Below are 21,578 nucleotides of genomic sequence, written 5' to 3'. Positions count from 1 at the left end.
ATGAAAATCGGAGAAAAAAGCGCATATCTTTTTATCCTCCCTGCGGTCATAGGGATGAGCTTTGCGATCCTTGCCATCAGCACATACAACATTTATATCTCCCTCACAAACTGGGGTCCTGGTCATGATCCGCATTACGAATTTGTCGGACTTCAGAACTACGCTGAGATCGTCAAAGGAGGCTACACCAGATATTTCTTAGGTGTCTTCAGTTGGAACCTCTTGTTCGCTGCTCTTTCAGTTGGAATCGCATTCTCAATCGGACTTGTCCTCGCAATAATCCTGAACAATCCTAAGCTCAAGGGTAGGGCAATCTACAGGACTCTTCTGATAATCCCCTGGGCCCTTCCATCCACGATAACGATAATGGCTTGGAGAGGTTTGTTAGGAACAAGTTGGTCCCTTTACCTTAAGGGAGGATTTCAAAGCGTCTGGGGAGCAAGGATGATAATACTTCTTGTGAATGTTTGGACCGCCTTTCCATTCATGATGTGTGCTTGCCTCGGAGGCCTCCAAAGCATTCCACCGAGTGTCTATGAAGCCGCAGCAATTGACGGTGCAAGTAAGATCCGTAAATTTTGGAAAATTACCCTTCCGCTTCTAAAGTCTGTGATAGTCCCAATTCTTATATTCACATTCGCATTCCATTTCAACAATTTTACGGTCGTGTGGATGCTTTCGGAGGGAGGACCGCCGACGGGAGTTACAAATGCCCCGGGAGGTAGTGACATAATGATAACATACTTCTACAGGCTCGCCTTTGGTGAAGGACACTTCTATGCTATAGCCGCGGCTTTCTCTGTCATTCTCTTCTTCATCCTAGCCGGCCTGACCTTCATAAACCTCAAGATTACTGGAGCCACAAAAGAGGTGGTCAGATGAAGAAAGAGAAGCTGGAAATTTTGCTCAGTCATTTTATGCTGATCATCGTCGTTTTGGCCGTGTTGTTCCCGGTCTTCTTTATATTTACGGCCTCTCTCAGAAGCACGTTCATACCGCCGAGCCTTATGCCCGAATCCATAACTTTCCAAAACTTCGTGAAGTTATTCCGTGAGCAGCACTTCATCCTTTGGGCGGTGAATACGGCTATAATCTGTCTTGGAACGATAATTCTAACCTTTGTGATGATATGTCCGGCAGCATACGCCTTCTCTTTTATGAAGTTTGCCGGGCGTAAACAGATGCTTGCCTTTATGCTTTTTGCTCAAATGTTCCCCTCGCTGGTCGGAATGGTCGCTATATACAAGATAATGAGCAGCTTGGGTTTAGTTAACTTGGCCGGAATGATACTCATCTATGCGGGTTCAAGTGTCCCGTTCTATACTTGGTTCTTAAAGGGATACATGGATACCATACCGAAAACACTCGTAGAAGCATCGATTATGGACGGAGCCGGACACTTCAAGACTTTCGTAAAAGTAATACTTCCCCTCGCAAAACCGGCTCTAGGAGTGATAGCCTTTATGGCGTTCTTGGTCCCATACAACGACTTTATACTTCCGTCTTTCATGCTCGAGTATCCTGACACGACTCTCGTCTATGGCTTAGCGACTTTGGCCGGAATAGGCGGAAGAGCTCCAGATTATCCGCTTTTGGCTGCGGGCGTTTTGCTAGCCTCGATTCCGCTTTTGGTGGTCTTTCTTATCTTCCAGAGGTATCTGATAATGGGCCTCACGCGCGGAGCTATCAAATGAAGCGGAGAGATTTAATATCTGATAAAAGCGATTCTGCTTTGATGAATGTAAAGATAGGATTTGAAGTTCATTTACAGCTGGCCACCGAGCAGAAGCTATTCTGTGAGTGTCCAACAAACTACCAGGATGTTCCTCCAAATACAAACATATGTGCGATATGTACGGGTACTCCCGGAGCTAAACCAATGCCACCTAATAAGAAAGCAATAGATGCGGCGATAGAAATTGCGCTCATGCTCGGATGCCGAGTGATAACCGGAGAACCGATTTATATATTGCGTAAGCACTACGATTATCCCGATCTTCCTTCAGGCTATCAGAGAACAAGCATGCCAATAGCCAAGGATGGAAATCTCAGCGGAGTTCGCATAAGAGAAATACACATCGAAGAGGATCCAGGTCAATATAATCCGGCGAACGGAACTGTGGATTTCAATAGATCTGGGATACCGCTGGTCGAAATCGTAACAGAACCGGACATTTCATCACCGGAAGAAGCAAGAGAATTTCTCAGAATTTTAACGCGTACTCTTGAGTACACAGGAGTCGTCAGACCGGAGGCCGGAGGAGCGATGAGAACTGACGTCAACATCTCGATGGAGGGGGGCGGGAGGGTTGAGATAAAAAACATAAACTCAGTACATGGGGCGTACAGAGCGCTGAAGTTTGAGATAATGAGACAAAGTGAAAAGATCAAGAGAAAGGAAATTGTGGCAAGAGAAACCAGAGCTTACCTTGAAAATCAAATGATTACTGTCCCGATGAGGACTAAGGAGTTCGAGGAGGACTACAGATACATTCCTGACCCAGACATCATGCCACTCATAATCGATGAACAATGGGTTGAAGAAATAAGAAGGAAAATGCCTGAGGCTCCTCATCTGCGAAAGGAGAGATTGATTAGACAGTACGGAATAACAGAGGAGATGGCTGAGGCTATCGTGGGTGAAAAAGAACTTGCCGATTTCTTTGAAGAGGTAGCCAAACTAACAGATTCGGTTCTGGCAGCCAATTGGATTAGAACGAGATTGAAAAAAGTTTTGAATTACTTAAAGCTAAGAGCAAAAGATTTGAGAGTTTCGCCCAATGATATCGCCAAACTGCTTGAGATGGTGAGATCTGGGGAAATAACTCCCGAGCAAGGAGAGCTGGTTCTACGCAAGATGGTTGTTGAGCCCGGAGATCCTAAGGAAATCGCGAGAGAGATGGGCTTTTTAGCTATTGAAGCCAGCGAAATTTTAAAGGCTATAGAAGAGACCCTGCAAGAAGAAAACAAAGCCGTTGAAGATTACCGAAAAGGAAAAGAAAAAGCCTTGGATTTTCTTGTTGGTGTGGTTATGAAAAAAATCAAAGGAAAAGGAGACCCCAGAGAGATAAGGCATATTCTGGAGAAACGCCTTTCTCAGTAGCCATACATTTTTTCCGGTTTTGGAACGACATCAGAGATCTCCAATCTGTTCGGTGGGAGAACTTTGGCAATAGCTTTTTCAAAGTCTACTTCTTCCACTATTTCCCGCCCTTCTCTGATTGCGAACATTCCCGCCTCGGTACATATCGCTTTTATATCGGCACCCGTCGCTCCGGCTGTGGACTTGGCCAACCTTTTAAGATTAACGGATTTCCCTAGATTCATTCTCCTCGTGTGAATCTGGAAGATTGCGAGTCTTGCCTGCTCATCGGGGAGTGGGAAGTGAATTAGACGATCCAGTCTTCCTGGTCTCAGAATGGCTGGATCTAAGATATCCGGACGGTTTGTGGCGCCGATTATTTTCACATTATCGCAGGGGTCAAAGCCGTCGATTTCCGCAAGAAGTTGCAGGAAGGTTCTGTAGACCTCTCTGTCTCCACTAGTGGCAGAGTCTAGACGTCTTGCCCCGATTGCGTCTAACTCATCTATGAAGACTATTGATGGAGCTTTTTCTCTTGCCAGATCGAAGAGCTCCCTAACTATTCTTGCGCCCTCCCCGATGTATTTCTGAACCAACTCAGAACCTATTAACCTTATGAAGGTAGCTTTGGTTTCGTGAGCAACCGCACGAGCGACCAATGTTTTTCCGGTTCCCGGCATTCCGTAGAGAAGAATTCCTTTTGGCGGATCTATGCCTACCTTCTTGAAAATCTCCGGTTTGAGAAGCGGAAGCTCCACAGCTTCCCTTATCTCCCTTATCTGCTCTTCCAGTCCTCCTATGTCGTTATAGGTAACCTGTGGCGCTTCTTCCACTTCCATGCCCAAAACATAGGGGTCCTTTTTTGATGGGAGGACCTCAACCACGGCATAGGTTCTTTGATTCAGTGCCACGCGCGCGCCTGGCTTTAAATCTTTATGATTTATAAATCCATGAACTGGGACTATGAAACTCGGACCTGCACTGCTTCTGACAATTGCCCTCCCATCCTCTAGAAGATCTACTAGAGTTGCGGTTAGCAGAGGCGGTGTCTGCAGCCTTCTCAGCTCATTCCTCAAAGAGGCTATTTCCTTCTCCAGTCTGAGGCAACGGGCTTCGAACTCCCTTTTCTCACGCTCAAGTTCTCTTATTCTCTGTTCCAAACTTTGGATGTAATCAGTGACGTATTCTTCATGCGTGTTCTTTTCCGCCAAACTATCCCCAGTTTATCTTACATAACTCGGTAATATAGCTTTAGCTCTCATAGACAACTTGTCCGATAACGTCTGCCTTTACGTTTTCTAGACTTAAACGAGACAATCAAGCATAAAACCCCAAAAAGAAAAGAGCCAACAACCAGCAAAATCCAAAGTTGTCTAAATTGGGTCTCAGGTTTCCATGCTCGAATGACCTCGTTGGAAAGCTCCACCGATCTTTTAGCATGATGGACGGTGGCATCAAAATTTAAAGCGATTTCTGCCAAGGCTAACTCGAGCTCGGCCTCTGAAATCTTGGCGAGGAGTTCACGATTCTCACGTGCTAGATTCCTTGCAATCTCTAAATGTGTGCGTGCGGATTGAACGTACAACTGTGCAGCCTCGGCGGGCGAAAGTATTTTCACCTCTGAAACTTTCTCAGAAATCTGAACCGACTTTCCAACATATTTCACATTTATCCAAGATTCTGAGTCGTTTACTCCCCGTCTTGATCTTACAATATGTGAGGAGTCCAGCCTGCAGAAATAGTCTCCGTGACTATCTCCCCAGCTCGGATCGACTGGCTGCCATCCTACCATCGGAAGATAAATCTCAGCAAATGCATGAGGGGAAAAATTCTCGGTCGTGTAAGCCCAACCATAAAGAGCTCTTGCCGGAAGCCCTGAGGCCCTAGCCAACGTGATGAAGAGATCTGTATACTCGCTACAGTCACCGATTCCACTTTCCAGTGACCAGAACACGCCTCGCCTTACCTCCTGCTGCTGGTAAGAGAGCTTATCTTCAACGAATTTCATGATAGCTGAGGCTAACAAAAAAGAATTTGATTCCATTTGAGTCATTTGTTCTACAATACTCAAGATTGTTGGGTTATCACATGGCCACCATTCGGTAGGTAGAAGAAACTCCGCTAGCTCCGGTGGGATTTCGAATATTCCTTCCACATTTTCCGATGTTATTTCTGGATCGTAAACAGAAACGTCGAAGAAAAGTTGTATTCTAAGCCTAAAAACTTCTTCCGGGTTCACAAATTTAAAAACGCCATGGAGATTTCCATCTTTATCAAAAAAAACTTCAGAGGGCATTGGATCTGCCGAAACCAACGAGGAAAACTGCCATTCCACATAAGGATTAACAAGAATGACGTCTAAACTCAAATTTCGGACATCTGCGTTTATTTCATAATCGAGCGAAATAGAGTAAAATGTTCGTTTGGAAAAAATGGCTGTTAGACCTGCAAAAGACCGACCGCGAGAAATCGTTGTTGAATACAAAAACGATGGAGGAGACCTAAACGAAGTTGCCGAAAGATCGCAGAGAAATGGTACATAACCCGGAGGACCATATACCTTAATTAAAAACTGCTGACAGTCAAAGTCAAACTCCTTCAGACCCCAGAAACTGACGATATAACTTCCACCGGCGACTTTAGCCCATTTTGTGAGCACATAAGAGATGCGAATGGTATATTCTCTTCCCGTCTCGATCCACCTAGTCGAAAAAGTTATCTCTGTAAAGTTATCGAGACTCCGCGAAGAAAAAGAAAGCGGTCCCGTTTCATCAACCACCTGAATGTTCTCAACCATTCTCGCTGGAATCCTTTTCTGAATAGAAAGAGAGATTGTTTGGTCAAGGTTCAGATATTTTATTGTTTCTGTAACAAGCACATTTGTGTCCTCTAGGGATAGAAGCTCTATTTGGTAAAGCGAGTAAATGAGGTTTGTTCTTGCCTGAACCGGTACCGGAAGAAGAGTCAAGAATATGAATACCGCGAGAATCGCAGCTTTCCTCATCACTCCACACCAAAAATAGTTAACCTATTTCCAATAATAAAGCCAAGATGTATTTGATGAAAGTCGTCTTGGTAGAACGAAGAAATCCTGGTCAGCTTTCAATGCTTCCGGAAATCGAGGCTTTAACCAGAACGCTTGGTTATGAGGTTGTGGAAAAGATAAGTCAGGTTAGAGAGCCCGACCCGGCTTATCAAATTGGTAGAGGTAAGGTCAAAGAAATAGAAAGAGCAGTAAAGCTTCATGGAGCGAAAAGGGTTGTCTTTGCTAATCAGCTGACTCCAACTCAAGCATTTAACCTAAGCAAGGCATTGGGAGTGGAGGTTTTAGATAAAGTCCAGCTGATTTTGGAGATCTTTGCCATGCGTGCTGGAACCCCCGACGCGAAACTTCAGGTTGAGTATGCCAAGCTCAAGTATGAACTCCCAAGGATAAGAGAAAGAATAAGATCAATAGTTGCGGTTGAGCAGCCGGGTAGAATGGGAGGGGGAGAGTACGAGGTTCAAGTTCACTATGACGCTATAAAACGAAGGTTGGTAAGTCTTCGAAAGAAACTCGCAACCATTGAAAAAAGAAGGGAACTCTTGAGGAAAAGAAGAAAAAAGCTAGGTTTCAAACTCGTGACGCTGGCGGGATATACGAATTCTGGAAAATCGACCCTGCTGAACGCACTGACCGAAGGTGGAGCAGAAGTGGACGATAAATACTTTGCTACTCTCGCCCCACGAACAAGAGCTTTAAAGAAATCCCCGAAAATTCTCCTGACAGACACTGTTGGATTCATCGAAGATATGCCACCGATGGTGGTCGAGGCCTTTAAAGCCACCCTCGAGGAGATTTATCTAGCCGATGTTATACTGCTGGTTCTGGATGGAAGCGACCCGGTGCACGAGATGATGAGAAAATATAAAGCTTGCATGCAGTTTCTCGAGAATCTAGATGCTAAAATCGTGGTTGCCTTGAACAAAATAGATCTGCTGAAAAGCCCCGAAGAACTTGAGGAGAAGTTGAAAATCCTAAACTCTGCGGCTTCAACTGTTGTCCCCATCTCAGCTCTTAAAGGTGAAAATTTGGACACCTTGATCGAAACTCTGAGGATGAATACATGATCGTCGTTCTGAGATTGGGCCACAGGCCAGAGAGAGATAAAAGAGTTACAACACATGTTGGACTTGTTGCAAGGGCCTTTGGAGCGGACGGAATAATAATCGCTGACATCCGTGATGAAGAAGTGGAGAAGAGCATAACAGAAGTCGTGGAAAGATGGGGTGGAAATTTTTTCGTGAAGAGCGGAGTTCCTTGGAAAAAAGAGATTGAGGAATGGAAGAAAAAGAAAGGAAAAATTGTGCATCTGACCATGTATGGTGTTCCGGTGTCTAGCGTGATCAAAGAACTACGCCAGCAGGACCTAATGATCGTTGTTGGAGCAGCTAAGGTTCCGGCAGAGGTTTTCGAACTCGCCGACTACAACGTAGCAATAGGAAACCAGCCTCACTCGGAGGTGGCCGCACTCGCCGTTTTCCTCGACAGACTTTTTGAAGGCAAGGAACTTGAAAGAGATTTTCCAAATTGGAAGCTGAAGATTATTCCCAGTGAGAGGGGAAAACACTTAATAACATGATGACTCAGATATATGATGTTTCTACGCCCATTTGCTTAAGTGTGGAAATAAAGCTCGGATATGCTTGCTTCAACGCCTCGGGTCCGTTTGTTATCGAAACTTCTCCATTTGCAAAAGCTCCTGCGACTGCAAGAGTTGCAGTCACGGCGTAATCGTTTGCCCCATCTACTTCTCTTCCTTTCAGCTTACATGGTCCCTTGACGATCAACTTGTCTTTGTAGAGTATCACTTCGGCTCCCATGCGCCTCAGGCCTGAAAAGATCGCCTCCGCTCTGTTAGATTTCGACTGTTTGGCTGCCTCAATACCTGTGATGATTGTTCTACCTTTCGCAAAGCACGCAAATAAGGCGAAGAACGGGAGCAGTTCTGGGATTGGTGAAATATCTAGATTGGTGCCTCTCAGTTTGCCGGGATAAATGGAGATAGAGCGCTTGGTTTGCGAGATTTTTACGCCGAACTTTCTGAGCGCGGACAAAAATATCTGATCTCTTCCGGAGATTTTGCCTAGCTTCGTTTTGACTTCCTCGCCACCGAGCAGAGAAAGAATTACAAAAGGAGCAGAGCTTGACAGCTCCTCTTTTACCGTGTACGTGAATCCTGGAACAAGTTGCTTTGGAAATGACAATATTTCGCGCATGCTTTCGATTCTCAGACGTGCAGAGCCGAAGACATCGAGAACCGGTTCTACATACGGCTGCGCTCCTTTTTGTGGAAATTGGAAAACGGTTTCTTCTGTGGTCCCGCAAGCTGGAATCGCCAGCGCGGGCAGATATCTTACTTCCTCGGCTGTGAGCGAAATCCTTCCTCCTTTTACTTCTCCACCGAAAATGATGAAGGGCGGTGTTTCATCTTTTTTTGTCGAATGAACGTCTAGCCCCATTTTATGAAATGCTGAAAGGAGACCGGACATCCTCCTTGCTCTGAGCGAAGAATCTCCAGAAACCACAATCGAAACTTGAAAAAGGCTTAGAGCAGCCGATATCATCGCCAAAGCTGTTGCTGATCCTCCAACACTGATCGATTTTTTGACGAGAGTCAACCTGTCAGGGGGATAAATTGTCCAAGACGACTGGTTTTTCTTGACTAGAAAACCGAGATCCTCCAAAATTTTGAGAATTACTCGCGTGTCGGAAACTTGCAAAGGTGACCGAATTTCCACTTTTCCTCTCGCGAGCATTGCCAGCGAACTGGCCAGCTGTGTATGAAGTTTTGAAGGCAACATCTCGAAGTTTGGCTTTATCTCGCCGGCAGGCTTCACGACAAGCTTCATAGTTTCCTCCTCACAAGAGAATTCACAATTCCATCCAAATCTTTAAGGATTTCCCTTTCTAGCTCTAGGACTCGCTTTTTCTGAATTTGAAAAATTTTACTTGAAGGCTTTGGCTCCGCTTTCAGCAGATCTCCCCCGAGTAGGGGACGAAGTATAGGCGAATTGCTTGAAGCCTCGTCAACAAAACGAATCCCTTCAAGTCCAAATTTTCGAACAAATTCCAGACCATCTGGAAGTACTAGGCAAACAGAACCCGTTCTAACCGAAAGCAAGTCGGCTATCTTGACGAGAGCCCTCTTTTTGACGATCGTTCTAAGCCGGGGAGGTGTTTGTTTGATCGACTTTGTGAAACTTTCAGGCAGGATGAAAACTGTCAAATGAGGATGGTGAACCAATAGACTCTTAGCTCTATGGACATTTGACGCTTCGGATAAAATCTGGATGACGCAACCTCTTTTCATCATCAAAAAGGCAGCCTTTACGTCCCTGCCGCTCCCATCAAAAATGCATATGGCCTTGCCCTCGCTACCAACAGGCAGGCCTCCAACCCCACTTATTTTCTCGGTGAAGATGTATGTCTCATCTTCACGAATATCTATGAAGATTTCGCGATCGGGATTAGAGAGATCTACCTTAGAACCGGGCAACGAACGGAGAATGCTCTCTCCCACAATCCTATTGACATCCATGCTTGTGAACTCGTGCTTTCCCTCCCTGCTCGTCCGGACGGCAAAAGTCTCACCTTTTTTCACCGTTCTCTTTGCGATTTTCGTGGCGTTTTGCACTATTTCCGGTAAAACAGATCTGACACGCACCGCGGGGCTGCAGGAAACAACGCCCGGAATCTTCGAAATGACTTTACATACTTTCCATGGAAATTCGCTTTCCACGATTATCCTAGCGGATTTTTTATAAGCGTGACCGAAGCTTCTTATCATCCTCCGTATGTTTGAAAGCAAGATTTTCTCAAATTTGGAGCGCACAGGCCCGCTTTTTAGGGCAATCTCCCCGTATCTAACGACGACGACCTTCATCTTTTAAAAAGTAGACTGGACTATCTTTAAATTAGACCTTTGCGGAGAACTTGTTACCCAGCAGACGATCCATTTTTTCGGCGGTTCTCTTTATCTCTGCCATCGTCTTTGCTCCAGCACACACACCCTTGCCAGAGACGAAAAGCAGAATTACAACCTTTGGATCATCAAGCCTGAAGACGAGGCCCGGAAATACCTCCGGCTCGTACTCCGTGTTATCGAAGCTTCTTGCAATTGCCTCTAGGTCAAACTCTCTGAAAAAATCGAAAGAGGAGACTATATTCTGAACCTGGACTTTCGGGGGGCCTTTTATTTTCGCCCCACTCGCTTTCAGCTTCTTTGTCAACTTTTCTATAGCGAGCTTGGCGTCTTTCATGCTTTTCGCCCCAACACAGTTCATTTTTCCGGAGGCGAAAATCAGAAAAGATGCCGGTGGGTCTTCAGATTTATAGGCTATTCCGGGAAAAACTTCAGGATCATATCTAGCATCTTCCAACGTGCGGGCTAATTTTTCAAGATCAAACTCTGTGTTTGGGTATATGACGGACAAAACAATGTTCTGGACTTCGATTTTTACCTTAGACATATTTACCTAAAAGTAATGGTCTTAGGGGTATAAAAAAGGATTGGGAGAAAATGCGGAAGCTTAAAGACACTGAAGGCGGAGGATTCGTCGTTGGAAACCTGCCCCTTGGATGTGATCTCTGTCTCCAAGGAGCCAAGCTCGTCCTCTTCTTGACGGGATTATGCAGAAGGAGATGTTTCTACTGTCCTCTTTCCGAAAAGAGAAGACAGAAAGACGTAGTCTATGCGAACGAGAGACTTGTCAGAAGCTGGAGAGATATCGTTGCCGAGGCCGAGGAAATGGACGCGCTTGGTACCGGTATAACCGGTGGGGACCCGATGCTCAGATTTCGAAGAATGCTTAGATACTCCAAGCTCCTGAAAGAAAAATTTGGGAAAGAACACCACATTCATGTCTACCTTTGTGAGGATGTTTCTCGCGAAAAACTCAAAAAGATGAAAGAAGCCGGAATCGATGAAGTTAGATTTCATCTCTTAACTTCAGAGCCTGTTGTAAAGGCTATAGGCGTAGGACTGGATGCGGGGATAGAGATTCCAGCAGTGCCTGGCTGGGAGGATAGAATAATAAATTTGATCAGAAAACTTGACGAAATAGAAGGAGTCTTCATAAATCTGAACGAGCTGGAGTTTTCAGAGACAAACGCGGCAAACCTTCATAGAAGGGGATTTAGACTTAGAGAGGACTCGGCCGTTGCCGCAGAAGGAAGTAGAGAATGTGCCCTCACCGTCGCAAAATGGGGGGCGAAAAACGCTACGCTCACGATTCATTACTGCTCGAGCATTGTGAAAGATTCTGTTCAGCTGAGAAAGAGATTGATCAGAAAAGCCTTCAACGTGGCAAAACCACACGAAGAGGTGAACGAAGATGGACTCCTTTTCAAAGGAATCATAACCGGATTAAAAACTCAGGAACTGACCGAAGTGCATAAATATCTGATGAGAAAATACCGATTAAAACAAGACGAAATCTATCTGAACAGGGAAAAGAAAAGAATCGAACTTCACTGGAGGTTAGCGGAAAAACTGGCTAAACTAGAGAAAAACCTGAAATTCGCGCTTGTCGAAGAGTATCCAACACAGGACAGGTTGGAGACTACCTTTTTCCCTCTTTGAAAGCTTTGAGATAACGGGTTGCAAGCTTCGAATAATGAATCGCCTGCGTTTTTATTCCTTTGAACTCCGCAGGCGTAACTTGCCTAAGCGGTCTGGCCGGAATCCCCACAACCACCGTTCTGCGAGGTACCTCCGCCCCTCTTAAAACAACAGCGCCAATACCTACCATCGCACCTTTCCGTACAATAGCATCATTGAAAATTGTGGCCTGTCCGCCGATAAGTGTCTGATCCTCAATTGTTGCGCCATGGACCAAGGCTAGGTGACCAACGATGACATAGTTTCCTACCCTTGTGGGAGAAGCTCTAACTCGGCTGTCATAAACGTCTCCAGCGTGGATAACCACGTTGTCTTGGATACATGTGTACTTCCCAATCGTTATCCTGCCTAAATCTCCACGGATGACGGCGCCAGGCCATACACTCGAAAAATCTCCTATCCTAACATCACCTATCACGACGGCCGAGGGGTGCACAAAGGCTTTCTTTGATATCTTCGGCCTTTTGCCCTCGAATTCTTCAATCATGCCGTGGCACCGATGGTCTCTTCTTTCTTCGATTGAACGATTATTATGTCGCCGACTGCTAGAACACCGCTGTAAGGCACGCTTATGGCCTTTTCAGCTCTTTTCCCTATAACCAAGCCTACAACAGCTCCAACTCTGTCATCTATCAGAACATCTTCGACGACTCCAACGTATTTCGCTTTATCTGTGTAGATTTTCAAACCGACAAGCTGTCCAACTCTTTTCACAATTTTCACCTCGATTACTGATTAAACATCATCCTTTTTAACTTTGCCATTGAAAAGAAGCAATCTGAAAAATCGCATAACAACCCTTATAAGTTTTCTCGCGTTATCGTTTGTGGAGGTGCAATGGGAGAACGATTAGAATTGATTTTAAGGATTCCTCTGGCCATCATCTACGGAATAATTCTTGCTGTCTGGGGTTTTGTCGCTGGGCTTGTCGTGGTGATACACTGGCTCTATACACTCATTCTGGGCAAGCGACACCTCGGCATGGCAAAATTCACCAACCGATACGTCACTTACTCTCTACTGGTTGCCAGATATCTCTATCTGATCACAAATGATCGACCTTGGCCGATAGGAAAGAAGGGGCCCGAGGAAGTACTACCAGTAGATATTCGCTAAATCCGTTCGCACGCTTAAACCTCCTTCGCAAAAACCTAGGCGCGGATGGGGAACGGAAAAATAGTCAGATTGAGTCTTATCTCGTCGCTCGCGGGCTTGGCCGCGGTTTACGCAACTGCTTTATCGATTTCACAGAGAATCACTCCGATCGCAAAAATAGATAATAGTTTCATCGGCGCCAGAGTGATAATCTCCGGACAAATAATTGATGTACAGAGTTCCGGCAACAAGCACATGTTCCTTAAGATCAAAGATGACTCCGGAGGGATTATAACTGTCCCAATCTTTTCCAATCTGGCGTCAAAGTTAACCCTGACAATAGGATTGCTTGACTACGTGGAGATTAGGGGAAATGTTTCGGTTTACCAAAACGAGCTGGAGGTTATTCCTTCCAAGCCAGAAGACATAAAAATCGTGCATACGGCTCCGGCTAGCATTTCAGAAATTAAGGAAGAGAATCTAGGAAAACCCGTCAAAGTTTACGGTATAGTTTCCAGCCGAGAGATAATTGGTGCTGGAAACATCATATTGAACATAGGAGAAAACGGTAGGAAACTGAAGGTCTTCATACCGTCAAAAATCGTTGAAGGAATACCCGAAGTGCACGTTGGGGATGAAGTCGTGATTGGGGGATGGTTGCAGTTATATAATAACGAAATCGAACTTAAGGTGACGAGTCATCTTTGTATCCAAAAGCTTGAAACTTTCCTAAAATGATTGTGCTAATCCTATGGATGCTCGCGGGCGTTCTTCTTGGAGTAATCACTGGAATGATTCCGGGTTTACATGTCAACAATTTAACGCCGGCTTTTGTTATCTTAGCAGGAGGCTCGGGATCTGTTGAAATCGCTTCCTTGATAGTTGCTATGTCTATCACAAACGTTTTTGTCAGCTATATACCTTCCACATATTTGGGCGTTCCGGAAGAGGGAACTGAGTTATCCGTTCTTCCAGCACACAGGCTACTTTTAGATGGAAGAGGTCACTACGCCATAAAACTCGTAGTTTTCGGATGCCTGGGAGGATTGCTAGTGAGCGCCGCCTTTCTTTTTCCATTTCTCATGATAGTTGAACCCGCATATGGATTGATAAAACCAAACATGCACTGGCTTCTGCTGTTTGTGGTGATTGTTATGATCGCAATAGAGCGATCTCCTAGTAAAATTGTTTGGTCTTGTGTAATCTTTGTTCTCTCTGGTTTTCTGGGACTTGTTGCTTTGGATGGAGGAATTCTGAAATCCGAGACTGCCCTAATGCCCCTCCTCTCCGGACTTTTTGGAGCCAGTGTTCTCCTTCCGAGCATAGCGAGCAACTGCCAACTTCCGGAACAAAAGATAGATGATAGAGAACCGGACGGATTGAAGAAGCCGATTTTAACTGGAGCATTCGCCGGAGCTGTGACTGGAATTATCCCGGGCATAGGACCATCACAAGGAACCGTGCTTGCGCAGCTTGTGAGTGGTTGTAAGGGAACAGAAGATTTTCTCGCAGCGGTAAGTAGCGTCAATACTTCGAAGGCTCTATTTTCTTTTGCCGCGCTTTATGCTATAGGAAGAGGCAGGAGTGGAGCGGCGGTTGCGGTTGGGCAGATTCTCGAGATCGGAAGTAGAGAACTTATCATCATGGTTGGTGTTTCTCTCTTCGCTGGCGGAATCGCTGGACTTCTCACGCTCAAACTTTCCAAGATTATGGCCAGAGAAATGTCAAAACTTCCATACAGGGGTTTGTGTGCGGCAGTTCTGGTCTTCATCACATTTCTCGTTTTCTTCTACTCGGGATTTGTCGGGCTTCTAGTTTTTGCGACAGCGACATCGATTGGAGTCCTTCCAGCAGTCGTTCAGGTTAAAAGAACCCACGCGATGGGTGTAATTTTGTTACCATGCATTCTCTTCTTTGCTGGTGTTAAAGAATCTACGCTCTCCATGTTCGGGCTTGCGTAAAACATCCTACTTGTTAAAATTCCCTTTTGGAGAAAGAATTACGTGATGAAACTCGCCGCTCTCTGTAGTGGTGGTAAAGATTCCATTTTTGCTCTTTGGCTTGCAATGAAAGAACATGAGATCGAAAAGATCATCTTTGTTTTACCGCAAAGAGAAGACTCATGGATGTTTCACCATCCTAACGTCCATCTGTATGAACTCTTTTCCAAATGTATTGGAATTCCGGTTGAGGGGCTCAGATTCACTGGAGGAAAGAGAGAAGAAATTCCATTCTTGGAGAAAATACTGAAGAAAGCCGATGTCGAAGGAATAGTGAGTGGTGTGATATCGTCAAAATTTCAAAAAAACAACCTTGATGAAATCTGCCGCAAATTGCGGAAGTCTCATATCGCTCCTCTCTGGAATAGAGAGCCGGAGGAGGTATTGCGTGAAGAATTGAGATCCGGAATAAGCTTTATAATAACCGGCGTTTTTGCGGAGGGTTTGGGAAAAGAGTGGTTAGGAAAAAAAGTTGGGGAGGATGAAGTAAGAAAGTTTCTTGAACTCTCGAAGAAGTATGGAATCAACCCCTGTGGGGAAGGAGGAGAATACGAGACTCTCGTTCTGGACGCACCATTTTTCAAGTTCAGAATAAAAATCGATGAAGCGGAGATTCTGTGGGACGGCTTAAGAGGGGTTTATTTGGTCAAAAAAGCCGAACTGGAGGAAAAGAAATGAGACTTGCTCTCATTTATTCTCCAAGATATCTGGAGCATAATCCTGGAGCTTGGCATCCTGAATCGCCACAGAGGTTGCATGCAATAGTGGAAACTCTTAAACGAAATGAACTGTGGACAAATGTTCTAGAACCTGAATCAGCGAAAATGAACGAAATTCTGACTGTACACAGCAAAAATTACATCGAGCTTCTCAAAGAGATGACTAAGGATCAAGCTTTTTTAGATTCAGACACGCCGACCAGAGAGAACACTCTCGAGATCGCACTCTTAGCCGCTGGAGGAGCCCTAATAGCCGGAAGATTGGTTGCGGAGAAAAAAGCGGACAACACGTTTGCTCTCGTCAGACCACCTGGACATCACGCCTCAAGCGATTTTGGTGGAGGATTCTGTTACCTGAACAACGTAGCAATAATGACCAAGGATCTACTGAACGTCTTCGATAGAATTATGATTTTTGATTTTGACGCCCATCACGGAAATGGTACGCAAGACATTTTTTATACCGATCCAGATGTTCTCTATTTATCCATTCATCAGTTTCCCCTGTATCCTGGAACTGGACGGGTGGAAGAGATTGGAGAAGGGAGAGGAAGAGGTTTCAATGTAAATGTGCCTGTTCCTCCCGGAACCGGTGACGGTGAATATGCGACTATCATTGAGGAAGTCGTTTGTCCAATAGCGGAGCAGTTTGAACCTGGCCTGATTGCTATCTCCGCCGGTTTTGACGGACATATTTGGGATCCACTTACACAGCTAGAACTGAGCAGCGAATTTTACGGATGGATGGCCGAAAGGATACTGGAAACTGCAAAGAAAGTATGCGGTGGAAGAGTTGTCTTTGTGCTGGAGGGAGGTTACAACTTAAAAGCGCTCGGCGAAAGCGTGACAAACGTCATCAAAGCTCTCAGAGGTGCAAAATTCCGGAGCCCCATCAAAAGAGAAATCAAGGTTGTGGAAACTCTCAAGAACTTTTTGTCTTGGAAGTGGAGGATTTAGCCTTCCTCGCATGAGGTTCTACGTGAACGGTCACAGAGCTTATCTCCGGAATTTTTGACTTCAATCTGCGCTCTATTTCGGTTGCAACATCGTGTGCCTTTCGTAAACTCATTTCGGAATCTACGAGCACGTGAACATCCACAAAAATTTTTGGACCGGAGCGTCTAGTTCTGAGCCTGTGAAAGCTCTCAACACCTGGTGTCTCTGCGCAGATTTTCCTTATCTTCAAGACTGTGTCCTCTGATGGGGCTGTTTCCATCAGCGCACTCAAGGCCGAGCGACCAAGTGAGAAGCTGAGATAAAAAAGAATTCCTGATATAATTAGAGCTACAATCGGGTCTGCTAGAATGTTTCCTCTTATGGCGAGAACCAGACCTATTACTACGCTTATGCTTGAGAGAAAGTCCATGAAAGTATGATAAGCGTCAGAAATAAGTGGCAGACATTTTTCTTCCTTTCCAACTTTCATCTTATATGATGCGAGTAAAACAAAAACTATTGCTGAAAGTGAAGGTGTAAGGAGGACCTCAGAAGAAAAAGTTGAATTTGTCCCGTGTCTGAGACGATCCACTGAAGATAAGAGAATTCTAGCTCCGGAGACCAAAAGAACCACGGCAAAAAGCAAGGCTACAAGCGACTCCGCCTGCCAGTGGCCGTAATGATGTCTCTTGTCCGCCGGTTTCCTCGATATTCTGAATCCACCTAGAGCCACTACTGTCGTTATGGAGTCCGATAAAGATTCTATGCCCACGGCGAGAAGAGCCAAACTTCCAAATAGAAAGGATGCGGAAATCTGCATCAGACCGATTAAAGTTGTCAGAAGCAGAGAGATCAAAAAGACTTTTTCTATTTCTTTTCTTCCCATCAGATAAAAGAAAGTCTATGAAGACTTAAAAATTCATAAGAAAATCCGTGAGAGACCGATAACTTCGACACTTGCAACGCCCGGGATGGAAGAAATCTCCCGTTCAAGTGGCTCGGTCCCGCCTTCCTTATCCTCAACGACAGTTGCTATCCTTAAAGCCTCGAGACCAAACGCTATGGGTTCTCTCTCAACAGCAAAGACCTTGACTTTTTCTCTTATCCGCTTTTCAAGTTCCGCAAGATTCACCTCTGTATCTTCTGGCATCACTCTCAAAATAACAACAACTTCTCCCATGATAGACACCTATGGTCCCGTAAAACCACATTTATGACAAGTGTATGAAACGCTCAGTTTTCGGCAGGTGCTGCATCTCCAAATTTCGAATTCTCCGCAGGAGGGGCAGGGGAAATGGACAGCTGACTGCCCCGGACTAATTTCCCTGCCACACGATGTACACTTCGGCATGCTCTCCTCACTCTCTCATGTAACCTTTTTTTAAGCTTTTCCACCTAGAATGGCGATTATGAATGAAACAGCCATTGACAAAATAAAAAGGATTACTAAAAGTATCGCAAGCAAGCGTCGGACAGATTCCTTCATACGTCTGTATTTAACAACCAAAAGAATATAAGGATAGGTTATCATGAGACGGGAATATCATCCTTACGCGATAATGCTTGCAGTCAATGCAGCGATTTCACTCTCTGCCCTTTTCGTACCATTGCTCGCCAAGGATATCGGGCTATCTCTTGCCGATATCGGTATAATTGGATCTGCATACGGACTGGCCTCTTTCTTTTCATATACGATCTTCGGAAAACTTGCAGATCTCACAGGGAAAGAGAAAGAGATAGTATGCGCAGGGCTGTGCGTGGGAACCATTTTTTTCGGCATGCAGATTTACATGAAAGATTTTCTGTCGATGATTGTGCTCAGAGCAATGGCTGGGATTTCGGTAGGGATGTGCACATTTCCGCTTTTTTCCTATATCTTTGGAACAAAAGACTACCGACAAAAAATCGGATGGCTGGCCGGTTTCGGATCACTCGGTTGGGCTATGGGATATCTGATAGCCGGAGTGGTCGGTAGATGGAGAGAAGGTTTTATGATCGCTGGACTCTTCTTTGCCTTCGGCTTTCTGACTTCACTCGGCTTAAAAAGTCAGGAGAGAACCCGAAGACTAAACAGTTCTGTTAAAGAAATCCTCGCGAGAAATTTACCGCTTTATCTCTCTTATTTTCTGCGACATGCCGGAGCTTACGCCGTTTGGGCCATTTTCCCTGTCTTCCTGAAGGAGGAACTTGGTACGCCCATTTTCTGGATAGGCATGCTTGATGCCATCAACACCGGAAGCCAGTTCTTTATAATGGGAACGCTGGGGAGAAAAGCCGGTAGCTGGAACGGCAGAAAAATTTTCAGAATCGGATTGATTCTTTCCACAAGTGCGTTTCTTCTTTATTCTGTAGTTACTTCTTACCTACAGCTGATTCCGGTAATGCTAATGATTGCCGGAGCGTGGAGCTTTCTGTACATCGGAGCGCTCACACACCTTTTGGAGAAAAATGCTGGAAAAGCCACCTCAACGGGGCTTCTGGGTTCCACAATAAGCCTCTCCATGGTAGTCGGACCCGTTTTAGGAGGATTTGTATCGCACGTGGCTGGAATGAGAATGACGGGGGTTCTTGCCGGAATATTATCGCTGGGTGGTTTTGTGTGCTCAAGGTTTATTAAATAACAAACTTTTAAGTCTTGAACTCAACCTATACTGGTAAGACAGATGAAGGAAGAAGACGTGATTCAAACCGTAAAGAGAGAGAATGTCAAGTTCATCCAGCTTCAATTTACCGACATTTTGGGTACTGTCAAGAGCATAACCATACCATCTACTCAGCTCAAGAAGGCGCTGGAAGAGGGGATATTCTTCGACGGTTCTTCTGTTCTCGGTTATGCCACTATCGAAGAGTCGGACATGAGACTCAAGCCGGATCCAAACTCGTTTGTAATCTTGCCATGGACTGAAAATGATTTAAAAACAGCAAGAATGGTTTGCGAAGTCTACGATCATGCTGGAAACAGGTTTGAGGGAGATCCGAGATGGGCGCTTGAAAGAATCACCAAAATAGCAAGGAAACAAGGATGGATATGCTATACCGCTCCGGAGTACGAGTTCTTTTTGCTTTTGCAAACCGAAAACGGTGACCCCACGACAAAACCTTCCGACTACGGCGGATACTTCGATCTCATGCGTGATAGGGGAGAAAATGTCAGAAAAGAGATTGTGAATTACCTAAATGCGATGGGGTTTGAGGTTGAAGCCTCACATCACGAGGTTGCTCCCGGACAACACGAAATCGATTTGAAGTATGCGGATGCGATAACCTCGGCAGACAGAGTCTCTATGATGAAATATGTCACAAAAACCATTGCGGAGAAGCACGGGTTATATGCAACTTTCATGCCAAAACCTATTTACGGAGTGAATGGGAGCGGAATGCACACCCACATATCGCTGATGACATCTGAGGGAAAAAATGTATTTTACGATCCAAAGGGTCCGTACAAACTAAGCCAAGAAGCATTATGCTTCATAGGTGGCTTGATCAGATACGCAAGAGAAATATGTGCAATCTTGGCCTCAACCGTAAATTCTTACAAGAGGTTGGTTCCGGGCTATGAGGCCCCGGTATATATCTCTTGGGCCAATCTTAATCGCAGCGCATATATCCGGGTTCCAGCTGGGAGAGAAATCAAAACGAGAGTTGAGGTGAGAAGCCCCGACCCTGCCGGAAATCCCTACCTACAATTTACTGTAATGCTCGCGGCCGGACTGAAGGGAATAGAGGAGAAAATCCTTCCACCAGATCCCATAGAACGGGATATCTACAGAATGACTCCGGAAGAACGGGAAACGATGGGGATTGAATCTCTCCCGGCAAACTTGGGCGAAGCCTTAGAATGCATGAGAAAAAGCAAACTGGTCAGAGAAGCCTTGGGAGATCATTTGTTCCACCACTTCCTGTACGTCAAAAGAAAAGAATGGGAAGAGTACTCTGCCCAAATTACCGACTGGGAAATAAGGAATCTTCTCCCGCTTCTCTGATTTCTTTTAATACGATCAGAAGCGATTCGAAATCTTTTACGATTTTTCTGACCGATTGAAGAATCATGTTGTTAACTTCTTCCATCTGTGCAAAAGTTCTGATATCGGTTTTTAATCCTACGACTGGCTTTCCCTTTGCGGTCGCGTATCCGATCTCAAACGCTGTTCCCGAATCAACATCCGGACCATCCAGAACTGCGACCACGACATCCGCTTCTTCAATCGCACGCAAATCCATTTCATAGATTTTCCTGTAATTGATATCTGTCTTCCAAACTTCTCCAATATCCCGTTGAGGAAGAATCGTTTCGAAGCCGTTCTTGCGCAGTAACTCGTCAAGTTTAGCGTTAAACTCCCTTTCGGCTTGGGAAAAAAGCGGACCTGCTATAAATATCTTCATGCCTTTCATTCAGTTATTTTTTGCCAACCATATTTCTTAACCTTATCCAAGAGTAACTATCGCTTCCTTTATTCCTGAAGCGATGAACTCGATTGCAATAGCGCCAAGTAGAACTCCTATAACCCTGGAGGCGATCTCCACACCAGTCTCTCCGAGAAGTCTCGCAATCTCCTTTGAAAGAACCAAGATAAGAAAACTCAAGAAAAGCGCTGCAAGAGAAGCCAAGGAGGTAACAAGGTAGCCTGTTTCTTGAGAAAAGATTACGGTAGTTGCCATGACGCCGGGGCCTGTCAACATTGGGGTTCCGATGAGAACGAGCTCTGGCCCGTGCTTTTTCCTTTTAACGGGTTCTATCCCCAATATTGTCTCTGCCGAGAGTATGAAAAGCAGAACACCGCCTGCGACCTTGAAAGAGTAAAATTTGACCCCGAAGATCGTGAAAATGTACTCCCCCAAGAAAAGAAATGTGAAAAGAACTAGAGATGCCACACCTATCGCGTAAAGAGCAGATTTTTTGACGTTCTTTCCTTTCGTCAAAATCATAAAGAGCGGCAGACTTGCAAATGGATCCATTATGACAAAAATCGAAATAAATATTTTCAGAAACTCTCCGATCATTGTCTTCACCTACTGCTGAAATTAGAACTCGGAGAGTAATAAGGATTTTATCCCAAGTTGAACAAAACTAAAATTGCCG

Annotated in this window: 24 protein-coding genes; 13 read left to right on the top strand and 11 right to left on the bottom strand. The window is 45.1% G+C overall.

Going from position 1 to position 21,578, the window contains the following annotated elements; translation table 11 throughout:
* The 3 genes from QXF64_00730 to gatB are packed head-to-tail and all read left to right on the top strand — an operon-like array spanning position 1 to position 3,103.
* On the top strand, positions 1–882 hold the full coding sequence (locus QXF64_00730; GenBank protein ID MEM1689021.1) for a sugar ABC transporter permease: 882 nt from the start codon (positions 1–3) through the stop codon (positions 880–882).
* Positions 879–1,694: an ABC transporter permease subunit gene (locus QXF64_00725; GenBank protein MEM1689020.1), complete on the top strand. Its 816-nt coding sequence runs from the start codon at positions 879–881 to the stop codon at positions 1,692–1,694. The genes QXF64_00730 and QXF64_00725 overlap by 4 nt, the downstream gene beginning before the upstream one ends.
* Before the next feature lie 41 nt (positions 1,695–1,735).
* The gene (gatB, locus tag QXF64_00720; protein ID MEM1689019.1) at positions 1,736–3,103 is read left to right on the top strand and encodes an Asp-tRNA(Asn)/Glu-tRNA(Gln) amidotransferase subunit GatB; all 1,368 of its coding nucleotides are present in this window, start codon (positions 1,736–1,738) and stop codon (positions 3,101–3,103) included.
* Here the strand turns inward: gatB and QXF64_00715 are convergent.
* Positions 3,097–4,293 (bottom strand): proteasome-activating nucleotidase, encoded by a 1,197-nt coding sequence (locus QXF64_00715; GenBank protein ID MEM1689018.1) that lies wholly within the window; start codon positions 4,291–4,293, stop codon positions 3,097–3,099. The genes gatB and QXF64_00715 overlap by 7 nt on opposite strands.
* 47 nt (positions 4,294–4,340) lie before the next feature.
* On the bottom strand, positions 4,341–6,086 hold the full coding sequence (locus tag QXF64_00710) for a transglutaminase domain-containing protein (GenBank protein MEM1689017.1): 1,746 nt from the start codon (positions 6,084–6,086) through the stop codon (positions 4,341–4,343).
* A gap of 56 nt (positions 6,087–6,142) precedes the next feature.
* Here QXF64_00710 and hflX point away from each other — a divergent pair, with 56 nt between their 5' ends.
* Both hflX and QXF64_00700 read left to right on the top strand, forming a co-directional pair.
* Entirely contained in the window at positions 6,143–7,192 is a 1,050-nt protein-coding gene (hflX, locus tag QXF64_00705) for a GTPase HflX (GenBank protein ID MEM1689016.1), read from the top strand.
* Positions 7,189–7,704, top strand: coding sequence for a tRNA (cytidine(56)-2'-O)-methyltransferase (locus tag QXF64_00700; GenBank protein MEM1689015.1), 516 nt, complete (start codon positions 7,189–7,191; stop codon positions 7,702–7,704). Before hflX ends, QXF64_00700 begins: the two co-directional genes overlap by 4 nt.
* A gap of 4 nt (positions 7,705–7,708) precedes the next feature.
* On the opposite strand, the gene QXF64_00695 is transcribed toward QXF64_00700, so the two are convergent.
* The 3 genes from QXF64_00695 to QXF64_00685 are packed head-to-tail and all read right to left on the bottom strand — an operon-like array spanning position 7,709 to position 10,594.
* Positions 7,709–8,974 (bottom strand): hypothetical protein, encoded by a 1,266-nt coding sequence (locus QXF64_00695; GenBank protein ID MEM1689014.1) that lies wholly within the window; start codon positions 8,972–8,974, stop codon positions 7,709–7,711.
* Positions 8,971–10,008, bottom strand: coding sequence for a THUMP domain-containing protein (locus tag QXF64_00690; protein MEM1689013.1), 1,038 nt, complete (start codon positions 10,006–10,008; stop codon positions 8,971–8,973). Before QXF64_00690 ends, QXF64_00695 begins: the two co-directional genes overlap by 4 nt.
* Before the next feature lie 31 nt (positions 10,009–10,039).
* Complete coding sequence (locus QXF64_00685; GenBank protein ID MEM1689012.1) at positions 10,040–10,594, bottom strand: TATA-box-binding protein; 555 nt, start codon at positions 10,592–10,594, stop codon at positions 10,040–10,042.
* Between the two features lie 50 nt (positions 10,595–10,644).
* Between QXF64_00685 and QXF64_00680 the strand changes: the two genes are divergently transcribed.
* Positions 10,645–11,706, top strand: coding sequence for a radical SAM protein (locus QXF64_00680; GenBank protein MEM1689011.1), 1,062 nt, complete (start codon positions 10,645–10,647; stop codon positions 11,704–11,706).
* Here the strand turns inward: QXF64_00680 and QXF64_00675 are convergent.
* Both QXF64_00675 and QXF64_00670 read right to left on the bottom strand, forming a co-directional pair.
* The gene (locus QXF64_00675; protein MEM1689010.1) at positions 11,687–12,232 is read right to left on the bottom strand and encodes a gamma carbonic anhydrase family protein; all 546 of its coding nucleotides are present in this window, start codon (positions 12,230–12,232) and stop codon (positions 11,687–11,689) included. The two genes, QXF64_00680 and QXF64_00675, sit on opposite strands and share 20 nt — an antisense overlap.
* The gene (locus QXF64_00670) at positions 12,229–12,459 is read right to left on the bottom strand and encodes a PRC-barrel domain-containing protein (protein MEM1689009.1); all 231 of its coding nucleotides are present in this window, start codon (positions 12,457–12,459) and stop codon (positions 12,229–12,231) included. Before QXF64_00670 ends, QXF64_00675 begins: the two co-directional genes overlap by 4 nt.
* Before the next feature lie 123 nt (positions 12,460–12,582).
* On the opposite strand from QXF64_00670, the gene QXF64_00665 reads away from it, so the two are divergent.
* From QXF64_00665 to QXF64_00645, 5 genes are read left to right on the top strand one after another with little or no spacing between them, the layout of a single operon-like run.
* The gene (locus QXF64_00665) at positions 12,583–12,861 is read left to right on the top strand and encodes a DUF4389 domain-containing protein (protein MEM1689008.1); all 279 of its coding nucleotides are present in this window, start codon (positions 12,583–12,585) and stop codon (positions 12,859–12,861) included.
* Between the two features lie 45 nt (positions 12,862–12,906).
* Positions 12,907–13,578 (top strand): OB-fold nucleic acid binding domain-containing protein, encoded by a 672-nt coding sequence (locus QXF64_00660; protein MEM1689007.1) that lies wholly within the window; start codon positions 12,907–12,909, stop codon positions 13,576–13,578.
* Complete coding sequence (locus tag QXF64_00655; GenBank protein ID MEM1689006.1) at positions 13,575–14,801, top strand: tripartite tricarboxylate transporter permease; 1,227 nt, start codon at positions 13,575–13,577, stop codon at positions 14,799–14,801. The genes QXF64_00660 and QXF64_00655 overlap by 4 nt, the downstream gene beginning before the upstream one ends.
* A gap of 45 nt (positions 14,802–14,846) precedes the next feature.
* Complete coding sequence (locus QXF64_00650) at positions 14,847–15,518, top strand: diphthine--ammonia ligase (GenBank protein ID MEM1689005.1); 672 nt, start codon at positions 14,847–14,849, stop codon at positions 15,516–15,518.
* Entirely contained in the window at positions 15,515–16,516 is a 1,002-nt protein-coding gene (locus QXF64_00645) for a histone deacetylase (GenBank protein MEM1689004.1), read from the top strand. The genes QXF64_00650 and QXF64_00645 overlap by 4 nt, the downstream gene beginning before the upstream one ends.
* Here QXF64_00645 and QXF64_00640 read toward each other — a convergent pair.
* A complete protein-coding gene (locus QXF64_00640) occupies positions 16,482–17,381 on the bottom strand; it encodes a cation diffusion facilitator family transporter (GenBank protein MEM1689003.1) in 900 nt (299 codons plus the stop codon). The genes QXF64_00645 and QXF64_00640 overlap by 35 nt on opposite strands.
* 33 nt (positions 17,382–17,414) lie before the next feature.
* A complete protein-coding gene (locus tag QXF64_00635) occupies positions 17,415–17,675 on the bottom strand; it encodes an elongation factor 1-beta (protein MEM1689002.1) in 261 nt (86 codons plus the stop codon).
* A gap of 349 nt (positions 17,676–18,024) precedes the next feature.
* On the opposite strand from QXF64_00635, the gene QXF64_00630 reads away from it, so the two are divergent.
* Positions 18,025–19,116, top strand: coding sequence for an MFS transporter (locus QXF64_00630; GenBank protein ID MEM1689001.1), 1,092 nt, complete (start codon positions 18,025–18,027; stop codon positions 19,114–19,116).
* Positions 19,117–19,158: 42 nt separating this feature from the next.
* Complete coding sequence (gene glnA / locus QXF64_00625; protein ID MEM1689000.1) at positions 19,159–20,481, top strand: type I glutamate--ammonia ligase; 1,323 nt, start codon at positions 19,159–19,161, stop codon at positions 20,479–20,481.
* Here glnA and QXF64_00620 read toward each other — a convergent pair.
* Both QXF64_00620 and QXF64_00615 read right to left on the bottom strand, forming a co-directional pair.
* A complete protein-coding gene (locus tag QXF64_00620; GenBank protein ID MEM1688999.1) occupies positions 20,441–20,881 on the bottom strand; it encodes a nucleoside 2-deoxyribosyltransferase in 441 nt (146 codons plus the stop codon). The genes glnA and QXF64_00620 overlap by 41 nt on opposite strands.
* Positions 20,882–20,923: 42 nt before the next feature.
* Positions 20,924–21,499, bottom strand: coding sequence for a MarC family protein (locus tag QXF64_00615; GenBank protein ID MEM1688998.1), 576 nt, complete (start codon positions 21,497–21,499; stop codon positions 20,924–20,926).
* Positions 21,500–21,578 lie beyond the last annotated feature (79 nt).

The sequence above is a fragment of the Candidatus Hadarchaeales archaeon genome (assembly GCA_038823825.1).
GTDB lineage: Archaea > Hadarchaeota > Hadarchaeia > Hadarchaeales > Hadarchaeaceae > JAVZGN01.
This window is presented reverse-complemented; position numbering and strand designations above follow the sequence as displayed.

Coding starts and splice junctions, on each gene's coding strand:
- QXF64_00630 (MEM1689001.1), top strand. CDS start 18,025: ATGAGACGGGAATATCATCCTTACGCGATAATGCTTGCAGTCAATGCA.
- QXF64_00685 (MEM1689012.1), bottom strand. CDS start 10,594: ATGTCTAAGGTAAAAATCGAAGTCCAGAACATTGTTTTGTCCGTCATA.
- gatB (MEM1689019.1), top strand. CDS start 1,736: ATGAATGTAAAGATAGGATTTGAAGTTCATTTACAGCTGGCCACCGAG.
- QXF64_00615 (MEM1688998.1), bottom strand. CDS start 21,499: ATGATCGGAGAGTTTCTGAAAATATTTATTTCGATTTTTGTCATAATG.
- QXF64_00660 (MEM1689007.1), top strand. CDS start 12,907: ATGGGGAACGGAAAAATAGTCAGATTGAGTCTTATCTCGTCGCTCGCG.
- QXF64_00730 (MEM1689021.1), top strand. CDS start 1: ATGAAAATCGGAGAAAAAAGCGCATATCTTTTTATCCTCCCTGCGGTC.
- QXF64_00695 (MEM1689014.1), bottom strand. CDS start 8,974: ATGAAGCTTGTCGTGAAGCCTGCCGGCGAGATAAAGCCAAACTTCGAG.
- hflX (MEM1689016.1), top strand. CDS start 6,143: ATGAAAGTCGTCTTGGTAGAACGAAGAAATCCTGGTCAGCTTTCAATG.
- QXF64_00620 (MEM1688999.1), bottom strand. CDS start 20,881: ATGAAGATATTTATAGCAGGTCCGCTTTTTTCCCAAGCCGAAAGGGAG.
- QXF64_00675 (MEM1689010.1), bottom strand. CDS start 12,232: ATGATTGAAGAATTCGAGGGCAAAAGGCCGAAGATATCAAAGAAAGCC.
- QXF64_00700 (MEM1689015.1), top strand. CDS start 7,189: ATGATCGTCGTTCTGAGATTGGGCCACAGGCCAGAGAGAGATAAAAGA.
- QXF64_00725 (MEM1689020.1), top strand. CDS start 879: ATGAAGAAAGAGAAGCTGGAAATTTTGCTCAGTCATTTTATGCTGATC.
- QXF64_00655 (MEM1689006.1), top strand. CDS start 13,575: ATGATTGTGCTAATCCTATGGATGCTCGCGGGCGTTCTTCTTGGAGTA.
- QXF64_00635 (MEM1689002.1), bottom strand. CDS start 17,675: ATGGGAGAAGTTGTTGTTATTTTGAGAGTGATGCCAGAAGATACAGAG.
- glnA (MEM1689000.1), top strand. CDS start 19,159: ATGAAGGAAGAAGACGTGATTCAAACCGTAAAGAGAGAGAATGTCAAG.
- QXF64_00650 (MEM1689005.1), top strand. CDS start 14,847: ATGAAACTCGCCGCTCTCTGTAGTGGTGGTAAAGATTCCATTTTTGCT.
- QXF64_00690 (MEM1689013.1), bottom strand. CDS start 10,008: ATGAAGGTCGTCGTCGTTAGATACGGGGAGATTGCCCTAAAAAGCGGG.
- QXF64_00665 (MEM1689008.1), top strand. CDS start 12,583: ATGGGAGAACGATTAGAATTGATTTTAAGGATTCCTCTGGCCATCATC.
- QXF64_00645 (MEM1689004.1), top strand. CDS start 15,515: ATGAGACTTGCTCTCATTTATTCTCCAAGATATCTGGAGCATAATCCT.
- QXF64_00640 (MEM1689003.1), bottom strand. CDS start 17,381: ATGGGAAGAAAAGAAATAGAAAAAGTCTTTTTGATCTCTCTGCTTCTG.
- QXF64_00680 (MEM1689011.1), top strand. CDS start 10,645: ATGCGGAAGCTTAAAGACACTGAAGGCGGAGGATTCGTCGTTGGAAAC.
- QXF64_00710 (MEM1689017.1), bottom strand. CDS start 6,086: ATGAGGAAAGCTGCGATTCTCGCGGTATTCATATTCTTGACTCTTCTT.